This is a genomic window from Pseudomonas sp. GM80 (assembly GCF_000282515.1).
Lineage (GTDB): Bacteria > Pseudomonadota > Gammaproteobacteria > Pseudomonadales > Pseudomonadaceae > Aquipseudomonas.
Window position 1 is genome coordinate 1 of the sequence record NZ_AKJD01000169.1, and the last position, 21,035, is coordinate 21,035.

Below are 21,035 nucleotides of genomic sequence, written 5' to 3' on the forward strand. Positions count from 1 at the left end.
GCGTGGGAATGCCTCAACGGACGCTCCGCGTTCGGCCCTTTGGGACGCAGAGCGTCCCGGTCTGCGTTCCCACGCAGAGCGTGGGAACGATCCTTATCAGAGCCTTACGCTGGCAAACGTCGATTCATTGCGCGCCTGACTCAACGCCGACATCGGCCCCGACAGCGGCGACATCACAATCGCTTGCGGCAGCGGCAGCATCGCCACTTGCTGGGTGGTATTGGAACCTACGCGCTCGTCACGCGGCGGAATGCCGAAGTATTCGCGGTAGCACTTGGAGAAGTGCGGCGTCGATACAAACCCACACACCGAAGCCACTTCGATGATCGACATCGGCGTCTGCTTGAGCAGTTGCCGCGCGCGGATCAAACGCAGCTTCAAGTAGTAACGCGACGGCGAGCAATGCAGGTATTTCTGGAACAACCGCTCCAGCTGTCGACGCGACACGGCGACGTATACCGCCAATTCATCCAGGTCGATCGGCTCCTCCAGATTGGCTTCCATCAGCGCAACGATTTCCTGCAGTTTCGGCTGATTGGTGCCGAGCATGTGCTTGAGCGGCACGCGCTGGTGATCCTGCTCGTTGCGAATGCGCTCATAGACAAACATTTCCGAGATCGCGGCGGACAGTTCACGGCCGTGATCGCGGCTGATCAGGTGCAGCATCATGTCCAGCGGCGCGGTGCCGCCGGAGCTGGTGAAACGGTTACGGTCGAGAGTGAACAGACGCGTGCTCATGGCCACGCGCGGGAAAGCTTCCTGCATCGCCGCGAGACATTCCCAGTGCACGCTGCAATCGAAACCGTCGAGCAACCCGGCGCAGGCCAGTGCCCAACTGCCGGTGCACACGGCGCCGAGACGCTTGGACTGACGCGCCTGACTTTGCAGCCACGAGACGTGCTCACGGGTGACGGTGCGTTGAATGCCGATGCCGCCACAGACGATCACAGTGTCCAGTGGCGGGGCTTTGTGCATGGAAGCGTCGGGAGTGATTTGCAGACCGTCACTGGCCCACACCTGGCCGCCATCGACGGTGAGGGTGCTCCAGCGATACAGCTCGCGACCGGACAATTGGTTGGCCATGCGCAGGGGTTCTACTGCGGAGGCCAGAGAAATCAGCGTGAAATTGTCCAGCAGCAGAAAGCCGATGGATTGAGGCGCACGGTTCTGGGGTTGGGCCCCGGAGTTGAACGACGTCATCGCGGTATCTCCTCACACAAAGCGGGTGATGGCCTCAGGCGGAGGCTCTTGTTATTGCCAGCGTTCTCGCGTGGGAGACGGGCTTTGTTATGACAGAGCAATTGCCATGCCTAAAATTGGATGGCCGTTCAATAACTCCTGAAAACGACGTCGCGACGCGTCTATACGAGCCGTCCGACGAAAGGTATTTCGAAGTGCCATCAGCGACGGGGAAAGCGCGGTTCAGGTGGCTGTGAGCAAATCGGTAGCACTTGTGGGAACTGGCCTGCGCGCGGTTTGCGGGGAGTGTCACCGCAAGCACGGGTGACAGACGGTAGGAGGGCTGGGCGCGTGTAACAGCTGGGAAAGACTCTTATCTGATTGCGACGCGCTAAAAGGTGGCGTGGTTTATTGACCGTGTTCACTTAGCGCGCAGTTTTGACTGGTCTAGCGCTATCGCGAGCAGGCTCACTCCTACATTTGGAATGCGTTCCCCTGTAGGAGTGAGCCTGCTCGCGATTGGGCCGATGCGGTCTCAGCACTCCACAGCGCTGACCGCCAGGCCACCGCGCGATGTCTCTTTATATTTGTCATGCATGTCGGCCCCGGTATCGCGCATGGTGCGAATCACCCGATCCAGCGAGATAAAGTGCTGACCATCCCCGCGCAGCGCCATCTGCGCCGCGTTGATCGCTTTTACCGCGGCAATCGCATTGCGCTCAATACACGGCACTTGCACCAGACCGCCGACCGGATCGCAGGTCAGCCCAAGGTTGTGTTCCAGGCCAATCTCCGCCGCGTTGCACAACTGCTCCGGCGTGGCGCCGAGAATCTCCGCCAGCCCCGCCGCCGCCATCGCGCACGCTGAACCGACCTCACCCTGACAGCCGACTTCAGCGCCAGAGATCGAAGCATTCTTCTTGCACAGAATCCCCACCGCCGCTGCACCGAGGAAATAGTCGACCACGTTGGCGTCCGTCACCGCTTCGCTGAACTTCATAAAGTAGTGCAGCACTGCCGGAATGATCCCCGCCGCGCCATTGGTCGGCGCCGTAACCATGCGACCGCCCGCTGCGTTCTCTTCATTCACCGCCAACGCAAACAGGTTGACCCACTCCATCGCACTCAGCGTCGAGCCGATCACATTGGGCTTACCCAATTCCTGAAGACTGCGATGCAACTTCGCCGCACGCCGCCGCACATTCAAACCGCCGGGCAGGATGCCTTCGTGTTTCAGCCCCTGCTCGACGCAATCCTGCATCGCCCGCCACAGTTTCATTAGCCCGGCGCGGATTTCTTCCTCGCTGCGCCAGACCTTCTCGTTAGCCATCATCAATTCAGCGACGCGCAAGTTGTTCTTCTTGCACAGATCCAGCAGTTCAACCGCGCTGGAAAAGTCATACGGCAATTCAGTACGATCCAGATCGACGACACCGCTGGACGCCTGCGCTTCATCCACGACAAAACCGCCGCCAACTGAATAGTAGGTATCGCGATGCAGCTCGCCGTGATCGCCTTCGGCAACAATCGTCATGGCATTGGGGTGGAACGGCAGATTCTCATCGATCAGACGCATGTCCCGCGCCCAGACAAACGGCACCGATAAACGACCATCCAGTAATAGCGTGTCGGTTTCACGCAGTGCCTGAATGCGCGGGCCAATCTGCGCCGGGTCGATTGCGTCCGGCCATTCGCCCATCAGGCCCATGATCACCGCGTTGTCGCTGCCGTGACCGATGCCGGTGGCTGACAGCGAACCGAACAGCTGCACTTCGATCCGCCGCACCTGTTCCAGTTGATGCTGGCCCCGCAACGACTCGACAAACAACGCCGCCGCGCGCATCGGCCCGACGGTGTGGGAACTGGAAGGGCCGATGCCGATTTTGAACAGGTCGAAAACGCTGATAGCCATTGCTGCAGAGCTCCTGAGGATGCCGGTCCGGGACGCGAAAGCGCCCGCTGGCGGAGCTGCTACGCTCAAGCTGCGATCCGCCGGAATGCCCGCATCATCAGGCTTTTGTCGGAACGCACGGCGTCTGGCACCGACGCACTCATGTCCACCAGCGCCGCGCCGTTTTCGCCCCGGTTTTCACCGTTTTTGTGCGGTTCAGAGGGCTGATCGGGGCAGAAAAAAGCTGTAAACGACGTCACCGACACTAGATACGACCATCCCTGTACTGGATACGACCCCCCCTGTAGGCGTCAGATTTTCACTGGTACATGATCGTTATGACTCGATTGCAAGGCGCCGTGGTAGAGCTGTCTCCAGAACGCCATCCAACCGCAACCTATAAGTGCGGTGGTCCACAGTCGGAACACTGCCAAAAAAAACACCAAGGAGTCCATCCATGAAAGGTTCCCCGTCGTTGTTATTGGCCGCCATGCTGAGTCTGCCGTTACTGGCGCAAGCTGCAGAACCGGCGCAGTGCAGTACCGTGAATTTCTCCGATGTCGGCTGGACCGACATCACCGCGACCACCGCCACCACCTCCGTTGTCCTCAACGCCCTCGGCTACAAGACCAAGACCACCATGATCTCCGTGCCCGTGACCTACAAGTCGCTGGCCGATGGCAAGAACATGGACGTGTTCCTCGGTAACTGGATGCCGACCATGGAAAACGACATCAAGGCCTACCGCGACGCCGGCACCGTGGAAACCGTGCGCACCAACCTCAAGGGCGCCAAGTACACCCTCGCCGTGCCGCAAGCCTTGTATGACAAAGGTCTGCACGACTTCGCCGACATCGCCAAATTCAAAAAAGAACTCGACGGCAAGATCTACGGGATCGAGCCGGGCAACGACGGCAACCGCCTGATCCAGAGCATGATCGACAAGGATGCCTTCGGCCTGAAAACCGCCGGTTTCAAAGTCGTCGAATCCTCCGAAGCGGGCATGCTCTCGCAGGTTGATCGCGCGCAAAAACGCGACACCGCCGTGGTCTTCCTCGGCTGGGCGCCGCACCCGATGAACAAGCGCTTCAAGATTCAATACCTGACCGGTGGCGATGATTTCTTCGGCCCCGATTTCGGTGCGGCAACCGTGGCGACCAACACCCGCAAGGGTTACGCCGAGGAATGCAGCAACGTCGGGCAGTTGCTGAAGAACCTGGAGTTCAACGTCGACATGGAAAGCGAACTGATGGGCAACATCCTCGACGACAAAATGAAGCCTGACGCGGCCGCCAAGGCCTGGCTGAAAAAGAATCCACAGGTGCTCGATACCTGGCTCGCTGGCGTGACCACCATTGACGGTAAACCTGGCCTGGAGGCCGTGAAAGCCAAGCTGAATCAGTAATCGCTTATGCCGGGGGAGCTTGCTCCCTCGGGCTGTTTATTTCCTCGCATGCGGACGTTCACTACCATGCTGATTGATCAGAAAATACCTTTAGGCCAGTACATCGCGGGCTTCGTTGAATGGTTGACGCAACACGGCGCCAACACCTTCGACGCAATCGCCGTGACACTGGAAACGATGATCCACGGCGTGACGTTTGCGCTCACCTGGTTCAACCCTTTTGTCTTGATCGGCCTCATCGCCCTGCTCGCGCACTTCATCCAGCGCAAATGGGGATTGACCGTTTTCGTCATCGCGTCCTTTCTGCTGATCCTCAATCTGGGGTACTGGCAGGAAACCATGGAAACCCTCGCCCAGGTGCTGTTCGCGACCCTGGTCTGCGTGGTCATCGGCGTGCCGTTGGGCATCGTCGCCGCGCACAAACCGATGTTCTACACATTAATGCGTCCGGTACTCGATCTGATGCAGACCGTACCGACCTTCGTATACCTCATTCCTACCCTGACCCTCTTCGGGCTGGGTGTGGTGCCGGGCCTGATCTCCACGGTGGTGTTCGCCATCGCTGCGCCGATCCGCCTGACCTACCTGGGCATCCGCGATGTCCCGCAAGAACTGATGGACGCCGGCAAAGCCTTCGGCTGCTCGCGTCGTCAATTGCTCTCACGGATCGAACTGCCACACGCCATGCCGAGCATCGCTGCCGGCATCACCCAGTGCATCATGCTGTCGCTGTCGATGGTGGTGATCGCGGCACTGGTAGGCGCCGACGGACTCGGCAAACCGGTGGTCAACGCACTGAACACTGCTGATATCGCCCTGGGCTTCGAAGCAGGCCTGGCGATCGTACTGCTGGCGATCATGCTCGACCGTATCTGCAAACAACCCGACGCCAAAGTAGGGGGTGACGCATGAGCATAATTCGCTTCGAAGACGTAGACGTAATCTTCTCCAAGGATCCACGCGAGGCGCTCAAGCTGCTCGATCAGGGCATGACCCGCAACGAGATCCTGAAGAAAACCGGGCAGATCGTCGGCGTGGAAAAAGCCACGCTGGACATCAACAAAGGCGAAATATGTGTACTGATGGGCCTGTCCGGTTCGGGCAAGTCGAGCCTCTTGCGCTGCATCAACGGCCTCAACACCGTGAGCCGTGGCAAGCTGTTCGTCGAGCATGAGGGCAAGCAGATCGACATCGCCTCCTGCACCCCCGCCGAGCTGAAAATGATGCGCACCAAACGCATCGCCATGGTCTTCCAGAAGTTCGCCCTGATGCCATGGCTGACGGTGCGCGAGAACATCAGTTTCGGTCTGGAAATGCAGGGTCGTCCGGAGAAAGAACGGCGCAAACTGGTCGACGACAAACTCGAACTGGTCGGCCTGACGCAATGGCGCAACAAGAAGCCCGACGAACTCTCTGGCGGCATGCAGCAGCGTGTCGGTCTGGCGCGGGCGCTGGCGATGGACGCCGATATTTTGCTGATGGACGAACCGTTCTCGGCACTCGACCCGCTGATCCGTCAGGGCCTGCAGGATGAACTGCTGGAACTGCAACGCAAGCTGAGCAAGACCATTGTGTTCGTGAGTCACGACCTTGATGAAGCACTGAAGCTCGGTAGCCGCATCGCGATCATGAAGGACGGCCGGATCATCCAGTACAGCGTGCCGGAAGAGATCGTGCTGAACCCGGCGGACGACTATGTGCGGACCTTTGTCGCGCACACCAATCCGCTCAACGTGCTCTGCGGGCGCAGCCTGATGCGCACGCTGGACAAGTGCAAACGCATCAACGGTTCGGTGTGCCTGGATCCGGGCGGTGATTCGTGGCTGGACCTGGCGGAAGGCAACACCATCAAGGGCGCGCGGCAGAACGGTTCGGTGCTGGACCTGCAGAACTGGGCGCCGGGGCAAGCGGTAGAAGGGCTGGAGCGCAAGCCGACGCTGGTGGACTCGAACATCGGCATGCGTGACGCCTTGCAGATTCGTTATCAGACCGGCAACAAACTGGTGCTGCACGATAACAATCATGTGGTGGGGATCCTGGGCGACAGCGAGCTGTATCACGCGTTGCTGGGCAAGAACCTCGGGTAACAACCCCGGACACAAAAACGCCGCGAGAGGATCGCGGCGTTTTTGTTAGTGCAGATATTCAGCTGTGAATACAGGATCTGTGGCGAGGGGATTTATCCCCGATGGGCCGCGAAGCGGCCCCAAGTCGTCAAACGCGGTAATCCAGGAAAACCGCGTTTGACGGTTGCAGGACTGCTTCGCAGCCCATCGGGGATAAATCCCCTCGCCACAATGGTTCTGCGGTGCGGCTGATTGCACTGCAGAACTTCAAGTCTTAGCTATACACCCGGCCAAGGAGCTGCCGATGGCTTTCAAACTGATCGAGCACATCCCGCGTGATCTGATCCTGTGTGAAGCCCATCAGGTCGTAATCCTGGCTGCCGTTGTGCAAATACACTTCAGCGCGGTAGTAACGCTGGCGTGCTTCATCGGACTGCGCCGATTCAGTCGGCGTCGCCAGATAACCGTCCAGGCTGACTTCGTAAACGAAAGGGTTGCCCTCTTCCATCTCGACGCGCACGCCCATGCAGCGCTTGGATTTACCCAACAGCGTCTGCACTTCCAGACCCTGCGCACGCATCTGCGCGGTGGCGTCTTCCAGCGCCGGGCTGACTTGCTTGTCCATGAAACGCTGCACCACCGATTGGCTCGGCTGCAGATCCAGTTGCGTCAGACGCTCGCTGAAACCGCGACGACCGCGCTCTGCCAGTTGCGCTTGCTCCTGTTCGATCTGCACGTCCTGGCGCATCGCCTTGTGCAGGCCGAACATGAAGAACACCAACACCACCGAGAACGGCAGACCGGCCAGCACCACCATGGTTTGCATGGCTTCGAAGTTACCGGCAAACAGCAGACCGATGGTCACCAAGGTGATCACCACCGACCAGAAGATCCGCAGCCAGTGCGGCGCATCTTCGTCGACGTTGCCGCCCTTGCAGGACAGATTCGCCATCATCACCGCGCCAGAATCGGCCGGGGTCAGGAACAGCACGAAGCCAACGAAGATCGACACACCGATGACGACTTTCGACGCCGGGTAATGTTCAAGCAATTGATAGATCGCCATCGACGGCTGTTCCAGCGCCGTCTTGCCAAGCTCCACCGCCCCATGGTTCATCACCAGATCCAGTGCCGAGTTACCGAAGATCGACAGCCAGGCCAAAGTGAAGCCCAGTGGAATCAGCAGCACGCCGGCGACCAGTTCACGCACGGTACGACCACGGGAAATACGCGCGATGAACATGCCTACGAATGGCGCCCAGGAAATCCACCATGCCCAGTAGAACAGAGTCCACAGGCCCATCCAGCGCTCGGACTTGGCGTTGTCGCCTTCGTACACATAAAGGTCAAAGGTTTTCAGCACGATGCCATTGAGGTAATCGCCGATGTTCTGCACGAAGCCGTTAAGCAGGTGCAAAGTCGGGCCGAACAACAGCACGAAAATAAGCAGACCGCTGAACAGCACGATGTTCAGGTTGGACAGACGGCGGATGCCGTTTTCCACGCCGGACACGGCAGCGATGGTCGCCACGGTGCTCATCACGATGATCACGATCAAAAGGTTAGTGTTGCTGTGTTCCATGCCGAACAGGTTTTCCAGGCCCGAGGACACTTGCAGCGAACCAATCCCCAGGTTCGTCACCAGACCCAGCAGGGTCACGAACATGCCGAAGCCGTCCACAGCGTGACCGGCCGCGCCTTTTACCCAACGCTCGCCGACCAGCGGATACAGTGCCGAACGCAAGGCCAGCGGCTGGTTATGACGGTAAGCGAAGTAAGCAACAGCCAAGCCGACCAGTGCGTAGATCGCCCAGCCGTGCAGGCCCCAATGCAAGAAAGTCAGCTGTACAGCCTGACGCGCGGCCATGTTGCTGGCCGATGCGCCTTCCGGCGGATTGAAATAGTGATCCAGCGGCTCGGATGCGCCGAAGTACAGCAGCGAAATACCGATACCCGACGAGAACAACATCCCCGCCCAGGCGCCGTAACTGAAATCCGGGGTGTCGTCCTTGCTGCCCAGTTTGAGTTTGCCGTACGAGGAAAACGCCAGGCCCACGACAAATACCAGGTAGGCGGCAATCACCACCATGTAGTACCAGCCGAAGCTGCGCGACAACCAGGCCTGAGCGATACCCAACAGTCTGCCGGCCTCTTGCGGGGCGATAATCAGAATGGCGGTCAACAACAGAATCAGCGCGGTAGAGGTGTAAAACACCCAACCGTTGACCGTCACCTTCTCGGGCGGGGTCTTTATAAGCGAGGCAGAACTCATGGCACAAATGCTCCAGGCAGTGCGAGAGAAGAACACAAGGCAACACGGAACCCGACCAATCGGTTAGTTGGCAGCCGACCGGCGGGTGATATAAAGACACCCCGAAAAAAGCCCGAACCTGCCGAAATGGCGCTGCGAATCGCTTTCGTGGCCGAAGGTGGACGGACGTTCATCCGAAACCTGGCCCTGAGCGTCTTGCCCTTTCAACACGTCCATCGAATCGCGAACCGCGCCATGCCCCATACAGGTTTCGAGCATTTTCGGATGTCGGTTTTATCGCCACTTACACGTAGGAAAAATCTGTAGGCAGCGACGATTTGTCGCAGATCTTATTCTTTGTTGATTGAACGTTCAATCAAAACAAAATAGACTGGCCGTCAATCCGATAGGCGTCATTCGCCGCTCGGAAGGCCTAAGGAGATGTGCAAGATGCCCAAGGTCGGTATGCAACCCATCCGCCGCCAACAACTGATCGAAGCCACTTTGCAGGCGGTCGATCAGGTCGGAATGGGGGACGCCAGCATTGCGCTGATCGCCCGTTTGGCCGGTGTCTCGAATGGCATCATCAGTCATTACTTTCAGGACAAGAACGGCCTGATTGCCGCCACGATGCGGTATCTGATGACGGCCCTCAGCGAGAGCGTCACCGCGCGCCGTCAGGCGCTGGCAGATGACAGCCCACGGGCGCATCTGCAGGTGATCATCGAAGGCAACTTCGACGCCAGCCAGGTCAATGGCCCGGCAATGAAAACCTGGCTGGCCTTCTGGGCCACCAGCATGCACCAGCCGTCATTGCACAGGTTGCAGCGGATCAACGATCACCGTCTGTATTCCAACCTGTGCTGCCAGTTTCGCCGCGTGTTGCCGCTCGAAGATGCGCGCAGCGCAGCGCGTGGCCTGGCAGCGTTGATTGACGGCTTGTGGTTGCGCGGCGCTTTGTCGGGAGACGCTTTCGACACGGCGCAGGCGCAACAGATCGCTTACGAATACATGGATTTCCAATTGGCCAAGAAGGTGAGCTAGAGCACACAGAAAACGCTCGGCCCCTGAACGCCACCGCAGCCTCACCGCGGTGGTCAACGCCAACCACCAATGCACTTGCGAGGACACTATGGCCCGTTTCGAACTGCAAAAACTTTACATCGATGGCGCGTACTCTGACGCCGGCAGCGATGCCACCTTCGAAGCCATCAACCCGGCTAACGGTGAAGTCCTCGCACTGGTGCAACGTGCGACCAAGGAAGACGTCGAGCGCGCCGTGGTCAGCGCTGAAAAGGGCCAGAAAATCTGGGCCGCGATGACCGCCATGGAGCGTTCGCGCATCCTGCGTCGCGCCGTCGACATCCTGCGCGAGCGCAACGATGAACTGGCTGCGCTGGAAACCCTGGACACCGGTAAATCCTTCTCCGAAACCAAGTACGTCGACATCGTTACCGGCGCTGACGTGCTGGAATACTACGCAGGCCTGGTGCCGGCGATCGAAGGCGAGCAGATTCCACTGCGCGACACTTCTTTCGTTTACACCCGTCGCGAGCCGCTGGGCGTGGTTGCCGGCATCGGCGCGTGGAACTACCCGATCCAGATCGCGCTGTGGAAATCCGCGCCAGCCCTGGCGGCCGGTAACGCGATGATCTTCAAGCCAAGCGAAGTCACCTCGCTGACCACCCTGAAACTGGCCGAGATCTACACCGAAGCCGGCGTTCCAAACGGTGTGTTCAACGTGCTGACCGGCAGCGGCCGTGAAGTCGGCACCTGGCTGACCGAGCACCCGCGCATCGAAAAAATCTCCTTCACCGGCGGCACCGACACTGGCAAGAAAGTAATGGCCAGCGCTTCGGCTTCGTCGCTGAAAGACGTGACCATGGAACTGGGCGGCAAGTCCCCGCTGATCATCTGCGACGACGCCGATCTCGACCGCGCTGCCGACACCGCGATGATGGCCAACTTCTACAGCTCCGGTCAGGTCTGCACCAACGGCACTCGCGTGTTCGTTCCAGCGCACCTGAAAGCCGCTTTCGAAGCCAAGATCGTTGAACGCGTTGCACGCATCCGCATCGGCAACCCGGAAGACGAAAACACCAACTTCGGCCCGCTGGTCAGCTTCGCGCACATGGAAAGCGTGCTCGGCTACATCGCCAAGGGTAAAGAGCAAGGTGCCCGCGTCCTGTGCGGCGGCGACCGTCTGACCGACGGCGAATTCGCCAAAGGCGCATTCGTCGCGCCAACCGTGTTCACCGATTGCACCGACGACATGACCATCGTTCGTGAAGAAATCTTTGGTCCGGTGATGGCGATCCTCTCCTACGAAACCGAAGAAGAAGTGATCCGCCGCGCCAACGACACCGACTTCGGCCTGGCCGCCGGCATCGTCACCAAAGACCTGAACCGCGCCCACCGCGTGATTCATCAACTGGAAGCGGGTATCTGCTGGATCAACGCCTGGGGCGAGTCCGACGCAAAAATGCCGGTCGGCGGCTACAAGCAGTCGGGGGTTGGCCGTGAGAACGGCATCAGCTCGCTGAACAACTTCACCCGCATCAAATCGGTACAGGTCGAGCTGGGCGATTACGTTTCGGTGTTCTAACCCGAGATTTGCATTGCCCGCGAAGGCCTCTTCGCTGGCAAGCCAGCTCCCACAGGTTTGGGGTCGTCCATCAAATCTGTGGCAGCCCCCAATCTTTGTGGGAGCTGGCTTGCCAGCGATTCGAGTGCGCAGCACTCGCCGAGGTCAGACCTGACCATATCTAAAGAGGGTGCATCCAATGTCCCAAGAATTCGATTACATCATCATCGGTGCCGGCTCGGCCGGTAACACCCTGGCGACCCGTCTGACTGAAGACGCCGGCGTCACCGTTTTGCTGCTCGAAGCAGGCGGCCCTGACTATCGTCTCGACTTCCGCACGCAAATGCCGGCCGCCCTGGCGTTCCCGCTGCAAGGTCGTCGCTACAACTGGGCGTACGAAACCGACGCCGAGCCACACATGGACGGTCGCCGCATGGAATGCGGTCGCGGCAAAGGCCTCGGCGGTTCTTCGCTGATCAATGGCATGTGCTACATCCGTGGCAACGCGATGGACTACGACGGCTGGGCGAAACTGCCGGGCCTGGAAAACTGGTCGTACCTCGACTGCCTGCCGTACTTCCGCAAAGCCGAAACCCGCGACATCGGCCCGAACGATTACCACGGTGGCGAAGGCCCGGTCAGCGTGACCACGCCGAAGGCAGGCAACAACCCGCTGTTCCACGCCATGGTTGAAGCTGGCGTACAAGCCGGTTACCCGCGCACCGAAGACTTGAACGGTTACCAGCAGGAAGGCTTCGGCCCGATGGACCGCACCGTGACGCCGAACGGCCGTCGTGCTTCCACCGCCCGTGGCTACCTCGACACCGCGAAAAAGCGTTCGACCCTGACCATCGTCACCCACGCCCTGACCGACAAGATTCTGTTCGAAGGCAAGCGTGCGGTTGGCGTGCGTTACCTGGTCGGTTCGGCGGAAGAGCGCGTTGAAGCCAAAGCGCGTAAAGAAGTGCTGCTGTGCTCCGGCGCTATCGCTTCGCCGCAGATTCTGCAGCGCTCCGGTGTCGGCCCGGCCGAACTGTTGAAGTCGCTCGACATCCCGGTGGTTCACGACCTGCCAGGCGTTGGTGAAAACCTGCAGGATCACCTTGAGCTGTACCTGCAATACGCCTGCACCCAACCGGTGTCGCTGTACCCGTCGCTGCTCTGGTACAACCAGCCGGCCATCGGTGCCGAATGGCTGTTCAACGGCACCGGCATCGGCGCCAGCAACCAGTTCGAAGCCGGCGGTTTCATCCGTTCGCGTCCGGAATTCGAATGGCCGAACATTCAGTACCATTTCCTGCCGGTGGCGATTAACTACAACGGCAGCAACGGTGTGAAAGAACACGGTTTCCAGGCGCACATGGGTTCCATGCGTTCGCCGAGCCGTGGTCGCATCCAGGCCAAGTCGAAAGACCCGCGCCAGCACCCGAGCATCCTGTTCAACTACATGGCCACCGAGCAAGACTGGCAGGAATTCCGCGACGGCATCCGCCTGACCCGTGAAATCATGCAGCAGCCTGCGCTGGACGCTTTCCGTGGCCGCGAAATCAGCCCGGGCATCGAAGTGCAAACCGATGAGCAACTCGACAAGTTCATTCGCGAGCACGCCGAAACCGCGTTCCACCCGTCCTGCTCGTGCAAGATGGGCACCGACGAGATGGCTGTAGTGGATGGCGAAGGTCGCGTGCACGGCATGCAGAGCCTGCGTGTGGTCGATGCCTCGATCATGCCGATCATCACCACCGGTAACCTGAACGCGCCGACGATCATGATCGCCGAGAAAATCGCCGACAAGATCCGTGGCCGCCAGCCGCTGCCACGCAGCACCGCACCGTACTATGTTGCGGGCGATGCGCCGGTCAAAGGCAAGCCGATGCGTGATATCACCCCGGCTGCTCAGTAAGACTTGATAGCGCATCAAGGCTGATCGCTGGCAAGCCAGCTCCCACAGGGTTTTGTGTCGTTCACACATATCGTGTTCAGCAAAAAACCTTTGGGAGCCTGGCTTGCCAGCGATGGGGCCCTGAGATTCAGCACAAATTCCCTCGCTGCACAGTAAAACCCCCTACACCCCCTCTTCACTTGATCCTACCCCCACGCAGGCCTACTCTAGACCTCGCGCACCGTTTCACCCCCCTTCCTCGCCGTAGCTCTACCGCTTCCCCCTGACAAGGAGGTTCCCGAATGTTCGATTTCCACCCCCAGCTCAAGCAGCGCTTCGCTGCCTTGCGCACGGGCGCTGAGTTTTTTTCCCTGCGGTATGTACGCGAGTCCGGACAGTACCTGTCGGTACGCAAGAACGTCGCCGAACCACCAAGCCTGAGCCGAGACGAAGGTGCGATGCTCACCGTTCGCGTCAATGGCGTTGAGGCCTACGCGGCCACCAACGACTTGTCGCAACAAGGCCTGCAAGCCGCGCTTGAACGCGCCGAACTGCAAGCCCGCCGGCTCAAGCCGCACGCCTTGCTCGACCTGCGTGATCAGCCGGTGTCCAGCGACCGCGCTGATTACTTTTCACCCAATCTCGAACAACCCTTTCCATCCCTGAGCGAATGCTTCGAGCTGCTCGGTGCGGAATCCGCCTCGGTGCCAAAGGATGAGCGCCTGGTGAATTGGGAAGTGAGCATCGGCATCACCCACGTCGAACAGATCTACCTGAGCAGCGCCGGGGCTGAATTGCGCCAGGCCCAGCGCTTCGTCTATCCAGGCCTCGACGTCACCGCCTACGACGGCAACGACAGCCAGACCCGCAGCCTCGGCCGCGAAAACTTCGGCCAACAGGGCGGCGCTGATGTGATCAGCCGCTGCGGCTTGATCGGCGCCGGCCCGCAGGTCGCCGATCAGGCGCTGCAACTGCTGCTCGCACCGAACACCCCGCAAGGCCCGCGCGACCTGCTGTTAATGCCCGATCAGATGATGCTGCAGATCCACGAATCCATCGGCCACCCGCTGGAACTCGACCGCATCCTCGGCGACGAGCGCAATTACGCTGGCACCAGTTTCGTCAAAGCCAGCGACTTCGGTAGCCTGCAATACGGCTCGAAACTGCTCAACGTGACCTTCGATCCGGGCATTCCCGAAGAGCTCGCCAGCTATGGCCATGACGACGACGGCAGCCAGGCCAGCAAACAATTTCTGATTCGCGAAGGCCTGCTGCTGCGGCCGCTGGGCGGTGCGCTGTCGCAATTCCGTGCCGGCATGGATGGCGTCGCCAACAGCCGCGCCTGCGGCTGGAACCGCGCGCCGATCGACCGCATGGCCAACCTCAATATCGAACCGGGTGATCAGCCGTTGAACAAACTGATCGAAGGCATCGAGCACGGCATTTTGATGAGCACCAACCGTTCGTGGTCGATCGACGATGCGCGCAACAAATTCCAGTTCGGCTGCGAATGGGGCCAGTTGATCGAGAACGGTGAACTCAAAGGCGTGGTAAAAAACCCGAACTACCGGGCGATTTCCGCGCACTTCTGGAAAAGCCTGCGCGCCGTCGGCGACGCCAACACCGTCAAGGTGCTCGGCACGCCGAACTGCGGCAAGGGCGAACCGAACCAGGTGATCCGCGTCGGCCACGCTTCGCCGGCCTGTGTATTCAGCAACGTTGATGTGTTTGGGGGAGACGCCTGATGAGCATTTCGAAGAGTCAGTCCGACGCCTTCAAGGTCATGGTCAATTGGCTGCGCGACAGCGTCCGTGAGCCGGAGCAATTCACCCTCAGCTTTGCCGCCGAATCCTCGGCGTTCGTGCGTTTCAATCACGCCAAAGTGCGTCAGGCCGGGCAGGTGCAGCAGGCCAACATCGTTCTGAAGCTGATCAACGACGGCCGTCATGCCGACCTGCAAGTCACCCTCTCGGGTGATCAGGAAGGCGATCTGCAACGCCTCGCCGAAGGCCTGCAACAACTGCGCGAAACCTTGCCGCTGTTGCCGCAGGATCCGTATCTGCTGCTCAATCACAACGGCTGGCAGAGCCAGAACGTGCAGGAACATCCGTTGCCGGACACGGAACAGGTGGTCGATGAAATCTGCGCGGCGGCTGAAGGTCTGGACCTGGTTGGCTTTTATGCTGCCGGCCCGATCAGCCGTGGTTTTGCCAGTTCTTCAGGGGCGTTTGGCTGGCATCAGGCCAACAGCTTCAACTTTGATTTCAGCCTGTTCCATGACAACGGCGAAGCGGTGAAAGCCAGCTACGCCGGGCATGACTGGAGCAGTGAAGGTTTCGCCAAGCGTTTCCAGCAGGCTCGCGAGCAACTGGAATTTCTCGGGCGCCCGCTGCGGACTCTGGCACCGGGACAATACCGCGCGTACCTGGCACCGGCGGCGTTGGAAGAAATCATGGGCATGTTGAGCTGGGGTGGTTTCTCGGCGCAGTCGATTGCCAGCAAAAGCAGCCCGTTGCAGAAGCTGTATGTCGGCGACCAGTCGTTCAGTCCGCTGGTGTCGCTGGACGAGAAAGTCAGCGAATCGCTGAGCCCGGCGTTTTCCGGTGAGGGTTATCCGCGCAGCGATCTGCGTTTGATCGTTGAGGGCAAGGCTGGCGATCAACTGGTCGGCTCGCGCAGTGCCGCCGAATACGGCTTGACGGCCAACGGTGCCAGCGGCGGTGAATCGCCGAGTGCGCTGAACATGGCTGCCGGTGATCTGTCTCAGGCAGAGATCCTCAAGCAGTTGGGCACCGGGTTGTACATCAGCAACCTGTGGTACCTGAACTTCTCGGATCAACCGGCGGCGCGCATGACCGGTATGACTCGTTTTGCGACCTTCTGGGTCGAGAACGGCGAAATTCAGGCGCCGGTGAGCACCATGCGTTTTGACGACAGCGCTTACAGTCTGCTGGGTTCGCAACTGGAGGCGCTGACGGCAGAGCGCGAGTTGCTTTTGTCGGCGAGTACGTACAGCCAGCGCAATACCTCGTCGGCATTGCTGCCGGGCGCGTTGGTCAGCCGTTTGACCTTGACCCTGTAAAACAAAGATCCCCGGCACACAGGGGATCAACTGTTGGAATAGAAACTGTGGCGAGGGGATTTATCCCCGCTGGGTCGCGCAGCGGCCCCAAAAAATGGGACTGCTGCGCACTCCAGCGGGGATAAATCCCCTCGCCACAGGGTTTCATGTTTGAACAAGAATCTGGATTAACCACCCATCAGAGGTTCCATGCCCAACCGCCCGCCTCTCGACGCCATCACCGCCCGCTGGTTGCCGTGGGTCGTGGCCATTGCGTTTTTCATGCAGTCCCTCGACGGCACCATTCTCAACACCGCCCTGCCCGCCATGGCCCGCGATCTCGCCGAGGATCCGTTGCGCATGCAGGGTGTGATCATTGCCTACATGCTCACCGTGGCATTGCTGATCCCCGCCTCAGGCTGGATCGCCGACCGCTTCGGCACCAAGAAAATCTTCTTCGGCGCGATCCTGCTGTTCAGCTTCGGCTCTTTGCTTTGCGCGCTGTCGAGCAGCCTGAGCATGCTGATCGGCGCCCGAGTGATTCAGGGCCTGGGCGGTGCGCTGATGTTGCCGGTCGGGCGCCTGGTGGTGTTGCGTGCTTATCCGCGATCCGAACTGGTGCGGATCATGGGCTTCATCACCATTCCCGGTCTGCTCGGCCCGTTGATCGGCCCGACCATGGGCGGCTGGATGGTCGAATACCTGACGTGGCACTGGATCTTCCTGATCAACCTGCCGGTCGGCGTCATCGGTTGCTATGCGGTGTGGAAGTTCATCCCCGACCTGCGCGGCACCGAGCGTACTCGCTTCGATAGTTTGGGTTTCCTGCTGTTCGGCGCGGCGATGATCCTCATCACCATCGCCATGGAAGGCCTCGGCGAACTGCACTTGCCGCACCTGCGGGTGATGTTGCTGCTGTTCGGCGGCATGGCCTGTCTGGCGGCATACTGGTTGCGCGCCGGGCACATCGAAAACCCGCTGTTTGCGCCGTCGCTGTTCAAGACCCGCACCTTTGCCGTCGGCATTCTTGGCAACCTGTTTGCGCGTCTGGGCAGCGGCGCGTTGCCGTTTCTGGTGCCGTTGCTGCTGCAAGTGGCGCTGGGTTATTCACCGTCGCAAGCGGGGATGAGCATGCTGCCACTGGCGGCTGCGGCGATGATCGCCAAGTGGGTGGCGCGACCGCTGATTGAGCGGCTTGGTTACCGCATCGTCCTCACCGGCAACACGCTGGCGCTGGGGATCATGTTGGCGAGCATGGGGCTGGTCAGCGAACAGACTCCGTACTGGTTGCTGTTGTGTCTGCTGGCGGTGCTTGGCGCGATCAACTCGCTGCAATTTACGGCGATGAACACGGTGACGTTGATCGATCTGGATGACGCCAGCGCCAGCAGCGGCAACAGCTTGCTGTCGGTGGTCGCGCAGTTGTCGTTGAGTCTGGGCGTGGCGTGCGCCGGTGCGTTGCTTGGCGGGTTTACGGCGGAGGTCGGTAATGATGGTGTGGAGACTGTGCTCGGTGCCTTCCAACTGACCTTCGTCACCGTCGGGATCATGGCGATGCTCGCGGCGACGATCTTCTCGCAACTGTCGAAAGAAGACGGCCGCCGCGCCAAGCGTCCGGAAGAACACATCGAACATTAATTTGCCATGGTGGCTTTTGTGGCGAGGGGATTTATCCCCGTTGGGTTGCGCAGCAGCCCCAAAAGGTTGAATGCGATGGGTCTGATATACCGAGGTGGCGGGTATAGGGGGTGCTGCGCACCCCAACGGGGATAAATCCCCTCGCCACAGATAAATCCCCTCGCCACAGGTTTATTTGTAGTCAGGAAAGCCTAGGCTCAAATTCACTCGCTGTTCGTCCAGAACTTTCGAGGAAAGTGGCACGGGGCTGCTACACTGCGCGACATTTTGTTTTGCAGGCCAGTCCCGTGACCACCATCGCCACCGCTTTTAATACTCTGCCGCTGTCCGCCGCCATGCTGGCTAACCTCGAATCCCTCGGTTATGCCCAGATGACGCCGATCCAGGCGCAGAGCTTGCCGGTGATCCTCAAGGGGATGGACCTCATCGCCCAGGCCAAGACCGGCAGCGGCAAGACCGCCGCGTTCGGCATCGGTCTGCTCAACCCGATCAACCCGCGTTATTTCGGTTGCCAGGCGCTGGTGATCTGCCCGACGCGTGAGCTGGCCGACCAGGTCGCCAAGGAAATCCGTCGTCTGGCCCGTGCCGAAGACAACATCAAAGTCCTGACCCTGTGCGGCGGCGTGTCGTTTGGCCCGCAGATCGCTTCGCTGGAGCACGGCGCGCATATCATCGTCGGCACCCCGGGGCGCATTCAGCAGCACCTGCGCAAGGGTTCGCTGGTCCTCGATGGCCTGAACACGCTGATCCTCGACGAAGCCGATCGCATGCTCGACATGGGCTTCTACGACGCCATCGAAGACATCATCGTCAAGACTCCGGAGCGTCGTCAGACCCTGCTGTTCTCCGCGACGTACCCGGTGGGCATCAAGCAACTGGCGTCGAAGTTCATGCGTGATCCGCAAACGGTGAAAGCCGAAGCGTTCCACGATGACACGCAGATCGAGCAGCGCTTCTACGAGATTTCCCCGGAAGATCGCATGAGCGTGGTGACCAAAGTCCTCCACCACTTCCGCCCTGCTTCGTGCGTGGCGTTCTGCTTCACCAAGCAGCAAGTGCAGGAAACCGTCGATCACCTGACCGCCAAAGGCATTTCCGCCGTCGGCCTGCACGGCGATCTCGAACAGCGTGATCGCGATCAGGTGCTGGCGATGTTCGCCAACCGCAGTACGTCGGTACTGGTCGCCACCGACGTTGCCGCCCGTGGTCTGGACATCGATGCGCTGGACATGGTGATCAACGTCGAACTGGCGCGCGATTCGGAAATCCACATTCACCGCGTCGGCCGTACCGGTCGTGCTGGCGAGAAAGGCATCGCGATCAGCCTGGTTGCACCGGGCGAAGCGCACCGCGCGCAAGCCATCGAGCAACTGCAAAAATCGCCGCTGAACTGGGATCAGGTCGATAACCTCAAGTCCCAGGGCCTCGCCCCGCTGCAGCCGCCGATGACCACGCTGTGCATCGGTGCTGGCCGTAAAGACAAGGTTCGTCCGGGCGACATTCTTGGCGCACTGACGGGTGATGCCGGTATCCCCGGTGCGCAGGTTGGCAAGATCGCGATCTTTGACTTCCAGGCTTACGTCGCTGTTGACCGTACCGTGGCCATGCAAGCCTTGCAGCGCCTGAACGACGGCAAGATCAAGGGCCGCTCGCTGCGCGTCCGCATCCTCTGACCTGATCGTTCCCACGCTCTGCGTGGGAATGCATCCCGTGACGCTCCGCGTCACATAACAACGGACGCAGAGCGTCCATGGCAGCATTCCCACGCAGAGCGTGGGAACGATCATTGTGTGAGGACACCGTTTTGCGCTCTACCGAAGTCGTGATCATTGGCGCTGGCGCCGCTGGGTTGATGTGTGCACTGACCGCCGCCGGGCGTGGGCGTCAGGTGTTGCTGCTCGACCATGCGAACAAGGCCGGCAAGAAAATCCTGATGTCGGGCGGTGGCCGCTGCAATTTCACCAACATGTACACCGAGCCAAGCAATTTCCTCTCGCAGAATGCGCATTTCTGTAAATCCGCACTGGCGCGTTACACCCAATGGGATTTCATCGGCATGGTCGGCAAACATGCCGTGCCGTACCACGAGAAAAAACTCGGCCAGTTGTTCTGCGATAACAAATCCAGCGACATCCTCGAAATGCTCCTCACCGAGTGCGATCAGGCCGGCGTCGAGTTGCACCTCGACACGTCGATCCAGACCATCGAGAAAGTAGAGAGCGGTTACCTGCTCGACACCACCCTCGGTCAGGTCCAGTGCCAGTCGCTGGTGATCGCTACCGGCGGCCTGTCGATCCCGACGCTGGGCGCCACCGGTTTTGGTTATCAGGTGGCCAAGCAGTTCGGCCATGAACTGTTGCCGACCCGCGCCGGCCTGGTGCCGTTCACCATCACCGATCAGCTCAAGGAATTGTGCACCGAGCTGTCCGGGACGTCGGTGGATTGTCTGGTCATCTGCAACGATCAGAGCTTTCGCGAGAACATCCTGTTCACTCACCGCGGCCTCAGCGGCCCGGCGATTTTGCAGATCTCGTCGTTCTGGGAATCGGGCGATACAGTGGAGATCAACCTGCTGCCGGATCACGACGCGGCGAGCTGGCTGCAACAGCAAGTGGCCGAGCGTCCGAACAGTGAATTGAAAACTCTGCTCGGTGAGATTTTCACCAAGAAGATGGCCAATCTGCTGGCGGATAACTGGTTTGTCTCCAAGCCGATGAAGCAGTACACCCACGCAGAGCTGGCGGAAATCGCCGAGAAGCTGGGCAGCTGGAAAGTCGTGCCGGCGGGCACGGAAGGCTATCGCACTGCAGAGGTAACACTCGGTGGCGTCGATACCCGAGAAGTGTCGTCCAAGACCATGGAATCGCTGAAAAGCCCTGGCTTGTATTTCATTGGCGAAGTGCTCGACGTCACCGGCCACCTGGGCGGCTTCAACTTCCAGTGGGCCTGGGCCTCCGGCTACGCCGCCGCGCAATACGTCTGACCGAAACAACACTCCCCCTGTAGGAGCTGCCGAAGGCTCGGGCCGCGATCGGACGATCTTTTGATCCTGTTTTTTAAGATCAAGATCAAAAGATC

At 60.0% G+C, this 21,035-nt stretch carries 15 protein-coding genes; 11 read left to right on the forward strand and 4 right to left on the reverse strand.

Translation table 11 applies throughout. The annotated features are described in order from the left end of the window. Positions 1-96: 96 nt before the first annotated feature. The 3 genes from PMI37_RS23635 to PMI37_RS23645 form a co-directional block, all read right to left on the reverse strand. Positions 97-1,200, reverse strand: coding sequence for a GlxA family transcriptional regulator (locus PMI37_RS23635; RefSeq protein ID WP_007949927.1), 1,104 nt, complete (start codon positions 1,198-1,200; stop codon positions 97-99). 514 nt (positions 1,201-1,714) lie between these two features. Continuing rightward, on the reverse strand, positions 1,715-3,091 hold the full coding sequence (locus PMI37_RS23640) for an L-serine ammonia-lyase (RefSeq protein WP_008085760.1): 1,377 nt from the start codon (positions 3,089-3,091) through the stop codon (positions 1,715-1,717). Positions 3,092-3,156: 65 nt separating this feature from the next. Further along, positions 3,157-3,336 carry a hypothetical protein gene (locus PMI37_RS23645; protein ID WP_045123272.1) on the reverse strand — a complete coding sequence of 60 codons (180 nt, stop codon included), beginning with the start codon at positions 3,334-3,336 and terminating at the stop codon, positions 3,157-3,159. 191 nt (positions 3,337-3,527) lie between these two features. On the opposite strand from PMI37_RS23645, the gene PMI37_RS23650 reads away from it, so the two are divergent. From PMI37_RS23650 to choV, 3 genes are all read left to right on the forward strand, one after another. Next, positions 3,528-4,475 carry a choline ABC transporter substrate-binding protein gene (locus tag PMI37_RS23650; RefSeq protein ID WP_008085762.1) on the forward strand — a complete coding sequence of 316 codons (948 nt, stop codon included), beginning with the start codon at positions 3,528-3,530 and terminating at the stop codon, positions 4,473-4,475. A 66-nt stretch (positions 4,476-4,541) separates the two neighbouring features. Further along, positions 4,542-5,387, forward strand: coding sequence for a choline ABC transporter permease subunit (choW, locus tag PMI37_RS23655; RefSeq protein WP_008085763.1), 846 nt, complete (start codon positions 4,542-4,544; stop codon positions 5,385-5,387). Further along, positions 5,384-6,562 carry a choline ABC transporter ATP-binding protein gene (choV, locus tag PMI37_RS23660; protein ID WP_008085766.1) on the forward strand — a complete coding sequence of 393 codons (1,179 nt, stop codon included), beginning with the start codon at positions 5,384-5,386 and terminating at the stop codon, positions 6,560-6,562. Before choW ends, choV begins: the two co-directional genes overlap by 4 nt. A gap of 253 nt (positions 6,563-6,815) precedes the next feature. Here choV and betT read toward each other — a convergent pair whose 3' ends face one another. Then, a complete protein-coding gene (betT, locus tag PMI37_RS23665) occupies positions 6,816-8,813 on the reverse strand; it encodes a choline BCCT transporter BetT (RefSeq protein WP_008085768.1) in 1,998 nt (665 codons plus the stop codon). A 429-nt stretch (positions 8,814-9,242) separates the two neighbouring features. Between betT and betI the strand changes: the two genes are divergently transcribed. From betI to PMI37_RS23710, 8 genes are all read left to right on the forward strand, one after another. After that, a complete protein-coding gene (betI, locus tag PMI37_RS23675) occupies positions 9,243-9,836 on the forward strand; it encodes a transcriptional regulator BetI (protein WP_008085771.1) in 594 nt (197 codons plus the stop codon). Between the two features lie 88 nt (positions 9,837-9,924). Next, positions 9,925-11,397: a betaine-aldehyde dehydrogenase gene (gene betB, locus PMI37_RS23680; RefSeq protein ID WP_008085772.1), complete on the forward strand. Its 1,473-nt coding sequence runs from the start codon at positions 9,925-9,927 to the stop codon at positions 11,395-11,397. A 178-nt stretch (positions 11,398-11,575) separates the two neighbouring features. Next, positions 11,576-13,279 (forward strand): choline dehydrogenase, encoded by a 1,704-nt coding sequence (gene betA / locus PMI37_RS23685; protein ID WP_008085774.1) that lies wholly within the window; start codon positions 11,576-11,578, stop codon positions 13,277-13,279. A gap of 281 nt (positions 13,280-13,560) precedes the next feature. Further along, a complete protein-coding gene (locus PMI37_RS23690; RefSeq protein WP_008085776.1) occupies positions 13,561-15,003 on the forward strand; it encodes a TldD/PmbA family protein in 1,443 nt (480 codons plus the stop codon). Continuing rightward, the gene (locus PMI37_RS23695) at positions 15,003-16,340 is read left to right on the forward strand and encodes a TldD/PmbA family protein (protein ID WP_008085778.1); all 1,338 of its coding nucleotides are present in this window, start codon (positions 15,003-15,005) and stop codon (positions 16,338-16,340) included. Before PMI37_RS23690 ends, PMI37_RS23695 begins: the two co-directional genes overlap by 1 nt. 189 nt (positions 16,341-16,529) lie before the next feature. After that, positions 16,530-17,957: a multidrug transporter subunit MdtD gene (mdtD, locus tag PMI37_RS23700; RefSeq protein WP_008085779.1), complete on the forward strand. Its 1,428-nt coding sequence runs from the start codon at positions 16,530-16,532 to the stop codon at positions 17,955-17,957. Positions 17,958-18,244: 287 nt separating this feature from the next. Continuing rightward, complete coding sequence (dbpA, locus tag PMI37_RS23705; RefSeq protein ID WP_008085781.1) at positions 18,245-19,630, forward strand: ATP-dependent RNA helicase DbpA; 1,386 nt, start codon at positions 18,245-18,247, stop codon at positions 19,628-19,630. A 131-nt stretch (positions 19,631-19,761) separates the two neighbouring features. Beyond that, positions 19,762-20,940: an NAD(P)/FAD-dependent oxidoreductase gene (locus PMI37_RS23710; RefSeq protein ID WP_045123273.1), complete on the forward strand. Its 1,179-nt coding sequence runs from the start codon at positions 19,762-19,764 to the stop codon at positions 20,938-20,940. The last annotated feature ends 95 nt before the right edge of the window (positions 20,941-21,035 follow it).